This is a genomic window from Rhodoferax sp. LS1R11, from assembly GCF_056521395.1.
Genome location: NZ_JBWMAW010000002.1, coordinates 398259 through 411651 on the forward strand (window position 1 = coordinate 398259; position 13393 = coordinate 411651).

A 13393-nucleotide genomic window follows, 5' to 3' on the forward strand; every position below is an offset into this window, starting at 1 on the left:
ATGAAACACACCTTGATTGCTGCGGCCCTGCTCGGCGCCGCCACCCTGACCCAGGCCGCTGGCTTCACGCTCAGCAGCCCCGACATCAAGGCTGGTGGCACCATGCCCCAGAGTTTTGAGTTCAACGGCTTTGGCTGCGCAGGCGAGAACAAATCACCCGCCCTGCAATGGCGCGGTGCGCCCAAAAATACCAAGGCGTTTGCCGTCACCATGTACGACCCCGACGCCCCCACCGGCTCCGGCTGGTGGCACTGGATGGTGATCAATGTGCCGGCTGAGGTGAGCAGCCTGGCCGCCAACGCCGGTGCCGTGGGCGGCGCCAACCTGCCCGCAGGCGCCAGCCATGCGCGCATTGACTTCGGCGTGGCGGGCTGGGGCGGTACCTGCCCACCGCAGGGCGACAAGCCGCACCGCTACACCTTTACCGTGTACGCGCTGAAAGACAAGCTGGACGTACCGGCCGACGCCACCGCGGCGCTCACCGGCTACATGATCAATGGCAACAGCCTGGGCAAGGCCAGTTTTACCGCCAAATACGGTCGTCCCAAGGCCAAATAAGGGCTCCCGCCCTCAGTGCATGAACTTCCCGTTGCTGCCGATCAAGGTCAGGTCGGTGAAGTTCGAGCCTTGGTGGTTGGTGGCGCTGTAGTTGATGATGAAACCGCCCAGGTCCACCTCGCGCATGGACTCCAGCGCGCCAATGAGCTTCTCGCGCGTCAGCGCCCGCCCGGCGCGGCGCAGCCCTTCCACCAGCACGCGGGCGGTCAGGTAACCCTCCATGCTGGAGAAGTCGATCTCCTTTTGCCCGGCGGCCAGCATGTGATGCTGGTAGTCGCGAACAACCGCTGTTTTGGCCGCATAGGGAAACGGCACCACCTGCGAAATCGCCACGCCGTGGCCGACCTCACCCAACTCGTCGGCCAGCGCGGCAGAACCCACAAAACTCACGTTAAAAAACTGGCCGCCGTAGCCCTTGGTGCGCGCCTGCTTGATGAAGGCCGCGCAGGCCTTGTAGGCGCCAATCTGCACCACCGCCTCGGGCGCCGTCTCCAGAATGGCGCCCAGCGCCTTGGCGACGTCCACCGTGTTGCGCTCCACCGTGCCCGTGGCCACCGGTTTGAGCTGGCGTTTTTCCAGCGCGCGGGTCACGCCCTCCAGACCGGCCTTGCCGTAGGCATCGTTCTGGTAGAACACGGCGATTTTCTTCACGCCCAGCGTGGTCAGGTGCTGCACGATGCGCTCGGTCTCGTCAAAGTAGCTGGCGCGCACATGAAACACCTGCTTGTTGAACGGCTCCCGTAGCGCCTGCGCGCCGGTGAACATGCCCACCAAGGGCACATGCTCCTCGGTCAACACAGGCAGCGCGGCCAGACCGGTGGGCGTGCCCACGGAGCCCGCGAGCACAAAGACCTTGTCTTCCTGGATCAGCGCCTTGGCGGCAGCAGCGGCTTTTTCGGGCTCGTAGCCGTCGTCACGGGTGATCAGCCTGAGCTGGCGCCCGTTCACCCCGCCCTGCGCGTTGATGGCCGCAAAGTAGGCCAGCATGCCCACCTGCATGCGCTGCCCCAGCTGGGCGGAGGGCCCGCTGATGGCGGCGAACTGGCCCACCAGAATCTCCTTGTCCGTCACGCCAGTCTGCGCCATGGACAGGGAGGAAGCAAAAACCAGCGCCAACGAGGCTATTTTTTGAATTAATTTCATGCGATTCCGTGATTTTTTTGCAAACCGGGCACAGCATAGCGTGACGGAGGTCTTGCGATGTCACAAGGATGTGTCTAGTACATCGGCAGAAACCCATAAAAAAAGAGGCCGAAGCCTCTCTTATTCACATAGCCGCCCGTGCAGGGTCAGGGCGCCTCGTCCACCACACCGTCGATGTAAAGCCAGAAGCCGCCTTCGCGCACAAAGCGGCTGCTCTCGTGCATGCGCTGGGCGCCGTTGCTGTCGCGGCAGCGCGCCACAAACTCCACCACACCCACGTCGCCCGACGCGGCGGCGTGGCGCACCTCCAGCCCCAGCCATTTGACGGGCGGCAGCTCCAGGTCCCCCGGCGAGGTGGACGGATGCCAGGTGGCCAGCAAATACTCAATCAGCCCCAGCCCATAGGCGCTGTAGCGCGAGCGCATGAGCGCCTCGGGCGTGGGCGCACCCACACCGGTGGCCAAGCCCGCATGCCAGGGGCCGCAGCACTCGGCGTAGGTCTGGCCGCTCTCGCACGGGCAGGCCGCACCGGCGCGCGGCAGGTTTTGCTTCAAACCCACCGGGGTTTAGAAACCGTAAGACACGGCCACGATGCCGGTGGCATCGGTGCGCTTGCGATTGAGCGGGCTGCTGTTGGCGTCGCCCTGCAAGGAGCTGAGCGACAGGGCCGAGATGATCATCATGTTGGGGTTGAGGTGGTAAGACACCGACACCCCCGCCCGCACGTCCCGAATGCCCGCGCCGGGCTTGTAGGCCGTGTAACCGCTGGCCAAAGACTGCGCGGCGTCCACGCCAAAGTAAGACTGCATGTACTCGCCATTGGCGTAGGTGGCCGCCACGCGCAGGCCCAGGCGCCACTGCGGCGCCAGTTCGCGCAGGTAGGTGGCGCCCACGTCGACCAGCAAGCCCTTGCTGTCATTGCCCGAGCCGTAGCGCAGCGAGGTGGTCAAAAACGTCTCGCGGTTGAACGCGTAATTGAAGAAGCCGCCCACCTCGGGCTTGGCATCCACATCACCCATACCGGCCAGCGCGCTGGAGCGGCTTTGCGAGCGGCCCAGGTCGGCCGTCAGGCGCAGGCCGTAGGCCATGTCGGCGCGGTCGGACAGGTTCACACCCAGACCATTGGTGGTGCCGGCAAACCAGCCGTTGCCCCACTGGTAATCCAGCTTGGGCAAGAGCAGGTTGCGGTTTTCGTCAGAGCCCTGGTACTGGCGCGTGGCAATCACCGCCAGGCCCACCGACCCCCCGCTGTTGCCGGGCGCCGCGTCATACAGGCGCACGGCCTCAAAGGTTTGCGCGCTCACGAGAGGCGCAGAGAGTGACAGGCAGGCGGCCAATACAGTGGCCTTGATGGGGTTTACGGTGGTAGTCATGACAAACATCCTTTAGCAAAAACTTGCCAGGAAACGAACTAAATTTATAAGAAAAATGGCTGTAGCCCTTGCATGGTCTGCACAAGCAGCTATTAAAACAGTAGCAATTGGTTACAGCGTGTAACCCTATTGTCCCGCGATTCGAAACGGGGCATCGTTGTATTTATGCCGCGCACATAATCAAGGCAGACCAAAAACAAATCTCAGGGACGGGATCAATCCATTGGCTACCTTACTACCGGCGCTTGGCGCCTGCGTGTCGCGCATGACTGCGGGCGAGCGACGCCTGGCCGAACGGCTGGAGCACAAGCTCGACGACGACTACCTGCTTTGGTACGACGTGCCCGTGGGGCCGCGCCACTCACACCCCGACTTTGTGGTGATGCACCCACGACGCGGCATTTTGGTGCTGGAGGTGAAAGACTGGAAGCTCAGCACCATCCAGCGGGCTGACAAAGAGGAGTGGGGCATTCTGGACCACGGCGCTCCAAAAAGCGTAGCTAATCCCTTGCTGCAAGCCCGCAACTACGCCCACCAAGTGGTTGACGCCTTGCAGCGTGACCCGCAGCTGGTGCAAGCAGACGGCCCACACCAAGGCAAGCTCGCCTTCCCATGGAGCTACGGCGTGGTGCTGACCAACATCACACGCAAGCAGTTTGATGACGCCGAACTGCACCACGCCATGGAGCCCAACCGCGTGATCTGTTCGGATGAGATGACGGAGTCCGTGGATGCGGAAGACCTGCAAAGCCGCCTGTGGGGCATGTTCCCCTACATGATGCGCGGTGTCATGAGCCTGCCGCAACTCGACCGCGTGCGCTGGATCATGTTCCCCGAAGTGCGCGTGCAAACGCAAGGCGCGCTGTTTGACGACAGCAATGTGGACGCCGAACTGCCCAGCATCATGCGCGTGATGGACCTGCAGCAAGAGCAACTGGCGCGCAGCTTGGGTGACGGCCATCGCGTCATTCACGGTGTGGCGGGTTCCGGCAAAACGATGATCTTGGGCTACCGCGCCGAGTACCTGGCCAAGGCCCACACACCGACCAGCAAACCTATCCTCATTCTTTGCTTTAACGAACCGCTGGGCGTGAAGCTGGCCAGTGTGATGGACGCCAAAGGCCTGAGTGACAAGGTGCATGTGCGGCATTTTCATAAATGGTGCCGCGACCAACTGGTAGCGTTTGGACAAACTTTACCGGGCCAGTTGAGCCGCGAGCAGTACGCTGATGACTTGGTATTGCGCGTCATTAGCGGCGTAGACAGCCAGCAAATCCCCAGCGGTCAATACCAAGCCGTGATGATTGACGAAGGCCACGACTTTGCGCCCGAGTGGCTCAAGTTGGTCACGCAAATGGTGGACCCCACCACCAATAGCCTGCTGGTGCTGTACGACGATGCGCAAAGCATTTACGAGCGCGCGCGCTCCAAGCAGTTCAGCTTCAAGAGCGTGGGCATTCAGGCGCAAGGCCGTACCACGATTCTGAAAATCAACTACCGCAACACCCGGCAGATTCTGCAGACCGCCAGCCTGATAGCCAAGGACCTGCTGACGGCGGACGACAAAGACGACGACGGCATTCCGCTGCTCAAGCCCATCAGCTGCGGGCGCGATGGCGAAGCACCGCTGATCATCCGTTTGCCGAATCTACGCGCCGAAGCCACCAAGATTGCCGACCTGCTGAACGCCGCCCATCAAGAGGGCCACGCGTGGGGCGACATGGCGGTGATCTGCCGACGCTACGACGAGATTGATGAATGCGCCCAAGCGCTGAGCCGCTGGCAACTGCCGCACCAGGTGCGCAAAGGCTCCGGCAGCTTCAACCCGCTTGAGGACACCATCAAGGTGCTGACCATGCACGCCAGCAAGGGGCTGGAGTTTCCGGTGGTGGCGCTGATGGGCGTGGGGCAGATGCCTGCTGCGGGCGAGGATGAGCGGGAGGAGGCGCGGTTGTTTTATGTGGGGGCGACGCGGGTCACGCATGAGCACGGCCGCTTCGTAACACAACAAATAGGGAATAGTTATGGCTTGGATTGAATTGGATCGTCTTCTCAAAGGCATCTCAATTATTGAGGTGGCTCATAGGCTGGGGCGGGAGACAAAGACGGAAGGTGATCGCAATCGAATTCTTTGCCCTTTCCATTCTGAAACTAACCCATCGGTTGTGCTTTATCCCGATGATGGAACAAGACAGCCCCACTTTCATTGCTTCGCCTGTGGTGAGCACGGCGACATTATTTCGCTGGTAAAGCAAATAAACAATACAGACTTTAAAGGAGCTGTTCAATGGTTGGCTACTTCCTTTGGTGTATCGCTTCAGACCTTTCAACAGTCCAACAAGGGTAAAAATCGGTTTGAATCTCATATGTCTGCGCTGGAGACCGCGACAGGCATATACCGAGCGGAGAATTCCGCAACTGACCTAAAGAGATGGGCGCTTACTCGCCACATTGACAAGAAAACTCTAAAAGCTTCAGGTCTGATATACGCAAAGGCCAACACGCTGGCGGACTCCGTTTCCAATTTGTCTTTCAATGAAGGTCGTGCAATAGGATCTGAGCTGGAAGAAGCTTTTTTGCTTAGGCGAATCCCGCCGAAGAATGGAGAAAAAACCAATTCCACGCACCTACCTTTGGAGGTCTATTACACCGATTCTTTTCCCGGAAATCGGATCATTATTCCTTTGCAGGATGAAAATGGACGGTTGGTCGGACTCGTTGCGCGTGCGGCGAATGATGACTTAGATCCCATTACGCCCAAGTACCTCAATGCCAAAGGTACGGAGAAGGGCAGAGTTCTTTACCTAGCTAACAAAACATTCTCGGAAATTTTCGCCAGGGCAAAGGCGAACATTAAAGATCACCATGTTTACGTCACTGAAGGATTCTTTGACGCACTTCGGCTCGATGGCTTTGGTGTATCTGCGGTTGCTGCCATGGGGGCGCAACTGAGTGAACAACAAGTCGAACTTCTCTCAAATTTTCTAAGTTCTCTCCCTAAAGACAATTCACTGACGGTCCATCTATTCCTTGATCGAGACTCTGCAGGAATTAGAGGCATGGCGCGCGCTAGCCAACGCCTGCTTAGCAAAAATTTGAGCTTCGATGTAGAGATAACGCTACTGACAAGCAGATCGTTGGAGGCCGTCCCCGGTGCCAATCCTGTCGGCAAGGATCCAGATGAGTGTTTTCGTGATGCAACCGATCAAACGGCGGTCCTTGACTGCATCAAAAAATCTTCATATCCACCAGCATTAGCCTTCCTGATCTATGAATTTGGTGGAACGGCAGAGGAAGTCCTGTCGGATGAGCGCTGGACTAATGCCCCGCGCTCCAGAAGATACCGAGCCCTGCAACGAACAGCTAGGACGTTGAGGAAACTTTCGAACTCTCAAGCAGAGTTGCGTAGACTGATCGGCGGTCAGCACTCGGATGACTCGCGCCCACTTTTGGCTTGCCAAACTGAGCTGCTAAGTTTTGTGGAACAAGGCGATGTCGCCAATCGACCTTTGTCGACATTGTTCATTGAGGATCACGATGCACAACTGAATCACGCTCGTGTGCTCGCATACATGGGGTCTCGGCGCGGTGAATTGCCATGCGCAGAGCCTGAATGGGAGCGACTGGATATTGCAGCAACAGCGTTTAACGTCATGCTAAGAGAGCGGCTCTCCGGTGGACTAAGAAGTGCGATTGATCCTTTTGACGCCGTTCATGTCCCGCGAAAATTTGGGGGCAATGAGTATCGGTTGAAGGCGATGCCAAAACCTGCAGATCTAGTGGTTCAGCAATACCTTTTGAACGAGCTTTTGACCGAACGGCTTGATGCGCTTTGTTTCGATGGAAAAAATTTCAGTGCGCGAATACCGGCAGTGCGTTACTACAGCGAGGAAAACCGCACCATTACAACTGGATTGCCCGACGAATCAACCGAGAGGGGCTTTGTCGTTGACGACTCTGAGGTATTGAGTTTTGCTTACCAGATCGACATGGAGGTCTTGGAAGGAAGAAAACCGCCTTCAGACCAGGGCATGTATCGCCCTTACATGGATAGCTGGCGAGACTTCATGCGCACGCTCAAGAAACAAGCTGAGGACATTGGCATCGTTCATTCGCTGCGCCTTGATGTGAAGCGGTATTACGACAATCTCCAACGCTTTGTTGTTCGTGACAGCATCCTTCCACACATACAGGCCGCAATTGACGATCTCGGTAGTGATGCCAGCAGTTTCGGGCCACTGTTTCCACATCCGGCAATCATGACAAGCGATGAAAGAGCCGCTAATGTTGTGGATGCGATCTGCGATTTGCTTTTTGGTTATCCCTATGAACGACCGGAAGACGGTACACGCGCAGAAGCTGTCGCAGACATGGGTATCCCTCAGGGCCCGGTATTGTCGGCGTGGGTTGGCAATGTGGCGCTGTTCCCCTTAGATCAGGAAGCCCGACGACTGATGCGCAGGCACAATGCGGGCGCGCGAAAACTTGGTTACGCACGCTACGTGGACGATGTGGTTTTGCTCGCTGATAGCGCCGACTTATTAGCGGAGATGCGGCGCGCCATCGAAACCAGCGCGCGTGGCCTCGGCCTCAGCTTGGCTGCCAAGGCGGATGATTTACCAGTTCTTACCGCGAAAGAATTTTTTGAACAGTTAAACGAGGGGCGTGCATTCGCAGCCTCGGGACCGGCATGGGAACCTCCGTTAATTGGCGATGGCGAGCTTGGGTGGGGCTTATGGACGGAGGCCACTGAAATTGATCGGCAGTCAGCCTTGCAAATATTCAGGAATGCCTGCCTATTTCGGGATAGCCAAGAAGGAATTACCCAAGCCGTTAGCACCGCCTTTAAGGCGAGTGATTTGAGACCTTCTGAATTTGCGAAGGGCGCTCGGTGGCTCTGGTTTGCAGTGGTAACTGACGCTGCAAAGCGTGATCTGCAGCTTGATGCAAGCGCAGCGTGGGATCGTTACTGGCAACTTTGGCATCAATGCTGCGCGGGATCGGGATGGACGCTTCACCCGGAAAAAAAGGCATGGGAAGACCCCTATCTTTTTGCACTCGAAGGACTTGAAAAACTGCTCGACGCAAATGCGTCTGAGCAATATGGTTTGACGAGCGAAGAAAGGCTGCACAAAGATAAATGTTTGTTGATGCTGGCCAACATTGCATTAGAGCCAGAGTTCCGACGCCTTTCCTTGAATGTGCCATCCGGACCCCGGCTCAACCACCAATTAAAGCGTCGTTTGGAGCTTCTTACATGGAAAGCGTCTCGGGCAACCCCTGAAAAGGCAGGTGTAGCTTCAGTGATTGCCGCAAGGGCCGCACCATTCGCCAGCCGAAACCCTTTTGTCTGGATGGATCACGCAGTTCAGGTACTGATGAACTTTGTGGCGTCAGCAACAGACCCACTGGATCCTTTGAAAAAGCTGAAGCAGCCGACAGATAGCACCCAGTGGAACGGATACACGCAGTCGTTAGCAATCGCAAATGCACTCCTACCCCAAAGCAGCGCCGACGGAACCTTGGACGTGCACGAGCCGAAAGCCCTTTCCATAGCACTCCAAGTTATAGCGGCGGTTGTGCCGCGCCAGCATCTGTGGACGATATTGGCTGAACGCCGGCACTTGCTGGGCTACACACAAAACAACCTGCTGTTGTTGCCGCCACTGCCGGGGATCGAGCAGGATCGATTGTTGGCATGCAACCCAACGATTACGAATGGCATTGCTGACGTCGACTCTTTAGTTGTCATCGAGCTACAAATTCGGGCGGCGAAACCAACGCTCATGCCTGAATTTTTTGGTGCTTATGACGGCGCGACGGACATCAGAAAGCTGCTCATCAATTGGGGAGCGCCATCAACGAGTACTGCGGAAGTTCTAAAGTGTTCGAAAGGCATGCTGAATGATCCACAGTCATTGCAGGTTTACACAATCGCTCCGTCACTCGATCAAGAGTCAATCCAAGCATCTCCGCATCAAGCCGCTGAGCTTTTTTTGCAACTTTTTGCAATCTGGAGAAAGCAAGATTCTCAGCAAGAAGAAAAGGAGTTCGTTCCAGCATGGCCATTTGTTGCGTCTAGTGGGACGGATATCAGCCGCGGTATTTTCTTGTTATGCGAGCCCGTTGATTCAAGAAAGTTGGCACAGCGTGCCTTTGTTCGAGATGTCGGACGGTCCCTTCGAAGTATTACTGTTCCCATGGACGGCGCTTATCTTTGGCGCATCGGTGTCACGGTAAGTGACTTGTTTGGCTTGCAAGACGACATTGCAAAACTGGCAGATCACGAAGCGCAGTTGTCGCTCACTGAAGTGACGCTGAAGGATCCTGCACGTTACGTATTGCGCAATCAACTTCGTAAATTGCGCGGCGCTTACGCAAATAGCAAGACGCTCAAAAAAATTGATCAGGATAGCGGGCTACCAACAGCCGTACTGCGCTCCCTGAAAATTCTGCAAAATTTCCCACAAGACTCAGAGAGTTTTGATTCCAGGATATTTTGCTTGTTGGCCTCTGAAGCTGAAACCGCTGCGATGCGGATTCGCTGTGAAGGTTCTGCATCGCCAGAACACCCGAAGCTAAAATCAAAACTGCATCAAATCGCCAATCGTGTTTTCACGAAACTGCCGGTTACTGTCGGCAAGTCTTTGGCAACGTACCCGTCCCTCTACGCTGGTTTGCGACGCGATCTGCTGGCAATTAGTGCATTGAGTCACCGCGTTTGGGCGCTTCGACCTTTGAATTCAAAAGATGAAGCTGCGGCAGCACTGCTAACTTCGCTCGTTTTGTCAACATGCGTTGCGGCATTCAGGGGTTTGGTTATTTCACTTCGCGGTCTCAAAGACTTTCATCTGCCCGCATCATTAGCGTTCCCGGTAGAGGATTGGCCGCAATGGTCGCCAGACATGCAAGCAGACAGTGAGCAGTCGATCCTAGTTGCATTGCGGACTGAGGACTGGGGAAGACTTGGTGGTGGATCTGCCCTTGAGTGGCTATGCGTATTGATCGGGCAACTTGAACCGGATCTGCGAATTGACCACCCTGATTGGGAAAAGGTGTCGAGAGATCTCAAAGCAATTGCCAAAAAGCTCGTTGAATTCCATTGCTCGCCGCCCGGGATTGACTGCTCATGGCCATTTGAGGATTTGTCGCTTGCAACAATGCAGCTCATCGATATAGGTCTGGTCAATACCGTTTGCAACATTGCACTCGCCATTGATGGTTTGTGTGGTGTTGCTGTCCGTAATGTCGTTGCACCCCGCTATGGGTACTCGCCACAGGGGAAGCGATTTACGGACTCTGAAGGGCATATCTGGCAAGTGGCTCCGTCCCAGATTAGCCAATATCCACATGGCCCTTCCAGGATTGAAGAGGCCATGCATGAAGACGGTGTTCTTAAGATTTGGAGTGAGGCCTACGAGCTGAAGACTCGCAAGTTGTTATCCGTGCATGTGCTGGGGGATTTGTTTGCAAAGATCTCGCTTGCTGACCATGACACATTGTTGCCTACTACGGCGGCGGATGAACTTGGCGGTGCTGCGGACCCGCGTATGGCTGCCATTACTGCATCTCAAAGTGAGCTGGCGCATTCTGGGTTGAATGACGCGACTGACGCAATCGTCAATTCTGAGCAGGGACACTTGGTAACACCAGTCAGCACCGTAGGACTAGGTCCCCCAATAGATCTCTCACAAGACGCTGGAGTAGCGTCTTTGTCGGGGGCTCAGAATCTGAATCCCCAGCAAGCGGCACAAGAGTCCGCAGACGTAGTTGGCGCGAAGCGTCCAGTGCTGCCGAAATTTCGAGAGACTCAAAATCGGCTGTGGGCCGGGCCAGGTCGCAAGAAGTCCAGCGGCCACGTACGTGTTGCACTTTTACAATGGCGGCTGGATGAGACTTACACACATCCCATCGCTGAAGTTGGCTTAAGAGCCTTTCCATTCGGCGAAATGGAGAACACCCGCCAAGCAGCCCTTTTGCTGGCTTCCGTAGATAAGCTGAATGACTACGATTTGTTGAACCAATCAACTGAAAAGCGTGGGTCGGAGCACTTGTGGAACAAGTCAACGGACCTTCCCAGTTGGGCAGAGCACAGGCGGCAGCGCTTTCTGCGGGTGGCAATCCAGACGTGCGAGCGCTTCGAGGTCGATCTTTTGGTATTGCCGGAATATTCCGTGAGACCAGAGACCATTGAGTGGCTTCGGGAGGAGCTTAGAAAAAAAGGGGTTGCCGTCCTGGCTGGCACACACCGTCAATTTGATTCTGAACCTGGCAAACATTTGAGTGCCAAGATGTCGTTGTTATGGCCCTATCCGGGTGTTGCTGGTGATGCACTTGCAACGGCCCTAAGGGCTGATGATGAAGTCGTCAACGCCGACATGGTCAGCGCAGGCATGGTACTGGAGTGGGAGCGGCGCAAGAAGTACCGCGCAGTGGCGATGGAGGAGTACATCAACCCCTCGAACGACCCGCTACGACCACTCTTTTTCCCGAAAGATATCAATGATTGGTTTTCAAAAAAAGGCATCCCGCTTCCTAACAAACTATTGAACCAGTTGCTGACCGAAATTCCAATGCCGCTCAAGTTCTGCCTGGAGTTGATCTGCTCGGAGCTTTTTATGCTCACCAGTCCCGCGAATCTGAATCCGCTGGCCGTTGACTATGAAAACCAAGTAAGGCATTTCTCAAAAGGTCGTCCAGAAAACGGCTGGGAGCACGTAATTGAAGACATTAAGAATTTGAGCAGAGGTTTAGCGATTGGAGCTGGCGGTCTGATCGGTCCCCGTCGTTCCATTCTTGTAGTGCCCGCAGCAACCTCACGAACCGCTGATTACTGGATCGCTGGTCAGGCCAGCCTTTTAGCTTCGGGCACGACCACTGTGTTTTGCAATGGTGTACTCAAAAAATACTTCAATGGCGGTAGTTGTTTTATGGGACGAGAAAGTTGGAAAAATGGCACCAATGCCGTTGGCATTATTTCTGCCGCAACCCCGTATCACGGCTGGTCCAAAGGTATTTATTACAACAATCCAAAGGATCCACTCAGTGAGTGCGACCAGGCTATGGTGATCGCCGACATTGATCCGTTCAACATGCTTGAGGGTAAACCAAGACCCCAAATGCTACCGGTTCCGCTGCAATTGGTGGCGTACTTGCCGATCGTTGAAACACTCGATCCTGCAAAGAATTCTTTACCAATGCTTGAGTCGCTTCTTGGCAGAAAATTAGCAGATGGTGAGAGCTTCCCAAGCAGGCTAATTGATTTCTTGAAGTCTGGTTTGAAGTTGAAAACGCCTCAAAACATACAGGATTTAACTGATGTTTTGGTTCAGGCGATCCAATCCGGGAACGTCGATGCGCAAGTTTCACACCTTCAGGTGTTGGCCAAGCACTTCTCTGATCGTGATGCGATGCGTAGCCGCGCAGATGCTTACGGTGGAGATCGATTACAACAGCCAAAATCTGAGCCCGCGCCTGCTTTGTACGACTGGCTGGAAGTTGACCTGACACTTGGCGATTCCGAGGAGATACCAAAGGTGAAGGTACCAAGCTGGGTAACGCCGACCAAGTGATATGCGAGGACCCCCATGAGCATTGACGACCGAGACTACATGCGTGATCGAAATGGAGCTTTCGACATGATGGCTCGGCGATTCCGCACGTCTGAGCAGCAGAAAGCACGCCAGGCCGAAGAGTTGAAAAATCGTTTTGCCAGGTACAGCGGCTCTTCTCATGGGCTGGCTGTGCCCAAAGCGCGTCGGAGCCGTTTCTTTCTTATTGCGCTGGTGTTGGTGATCGGGGCCATGTTCTGGACGCGCTGGCCAGACATTCCAGCGCGTTTTCTAGGCCGGTTTGCCAGCACCCCCTTTCCGGCGACTGGCGCGGTTCGCTGGTTTATCCCGGTTGCGGTCAATGGGGCGGGTGATGTGGCACCCCTGACGATTACCGGGCTTGCCGAGGCGGGTCAACATGTGGTGGTCAAGCTCGACACTTGAGAGGCCCACGCCCCCATCGCCATGATCCCCATTCGCGGCGGCGAAACGGCCACGCTCCAGGTCCCGCTCGGGCGCTAGCGGATTAGCTATGCGCCAAACGCCTCATGGGGCATCGTATCGACCTGGGCGGTCGCATCAACGGCAACTTCAAAATTCGCCGGTCCAGTTTTTTCTAAGACAAAACAGATGCTCGCTGGGGCGTCGATGGCGCGACCGGCGATGGTGCACAGGCTGGGGATTTCGATTTAGTCCTGATTTGATAGCGGCTTGCGCAGGTAGGACGTGGGCTAGAGCCCGATTTGGCATATATTTCTATCAAACCCG

Annotated in this window: 7 protein-coding genes; 4 read left to right on the forward strand and 3 right to left on the reverse strand. The window is 55.9% G+C overall.

The window, feature by feature from the left end; genetic code table 11:
• A complete protein-coding gene (locus AC097N_RS04495) occupies window positions 1-558 on the forward strand; it encodes a YbhB/YbcL family Raf kinase inhibitor-like protein (RefSeq protein WP_479579541.1) in 558 nt (185 codons plus the stop codon).
• A gap of 12 nt (window positions 559-570) precedes the next feature.
• Here AC097N_RS04495 and AC097N_RS04500 read toward each other — a convergent pair whose 3' ends face one another.
• The 3 genes from AC097N_RS04500 to AC097N_RS04510 form a co-directional block, all read right to left on the reverse strand.
• Window positions 571-1701 carry an ABC transporter substrate-binding protein gene (locus tag AC097N_RS04500; RefSeq protein WP_479579542.1) on the reverse strand — a complete coding sequence of 377 codons (1131 nt, stop codon included), beginning with the start codon at window positions 1699-1701 and terminating at the stop codon, window positions 571-573.
• A gap of 146 nt (window positions 1702-1847) precedes the next feature.
• Window positions 1848-2255, reverse strand: a complete 408-nt coding sequence (locus AC097N_RS04505; RefSeq protein WP_479579584.1) for a YchJ family protein — start codon at window positions 2253-2255, stop codon at window positions 1848-1850.
• A gap of 12 nt (window positions 2256-2267) precedes the next feature.
• Window positions 2268-3074 (reverse strand): MipA/OmpV family protein, encoded by an 807-nt coding sequence (locus AC097N_RS04510; protein WP_479579543.1) that lies wholly within the window; start codon window positions 3072-3074, stop codon window positions 2268-2270.
• A gap of 223 nt (window positions 3075-3297) precedes the next feature.
• Here AC097N_RS04510 and AC097N_RS04515 point away from each other — a divergent pair, with 223 nt between their 5' ends.
• From AC097N_RS04515 to AC097N_RS04525, 3 genes are read left to right on the forward strand one after another with little or no spacing between them, the layout of a single operon-like run.
• Window positions 3298-5112, forward strand: a complete 1815-nt coding sequence (locus tag AC097N_RS04515) for a DEAD/DEAH box helicase (RefSeq protein ID WP_479579544.1) — start codon at window positions 3298-3300, stop codon at window positions 5110-5112.
• Window positions 5099-12646, forward strand: coding sequence for a CHC2 zinc finger domain-containing protein (locus AC097N_RS04520; protein ID WP_479579545.1), 7548 nt, complete (start codon window positions 5099-5101; stop codon window positions 12644-12646). The genes AC097N_RS04515 and AC097N_RS04520 overlap by 14 nt, the downstream gene beginning before the upstream one ends.
• Window positions 12647-12661: 15 nt before the next feature.
• Window positions 12662-13069 (forward strand): hypothetical protein, encoded by a 408-nt coding sequence (locus AC097N_RS04525; RefSeq protein ID WP_479579546.1) that lies wholly within the window; start codon window positions 12662-12664, stop codon window positions 13067-13069.
• Window positions 13070-13393: the final 324 nt, after the last annotated feature.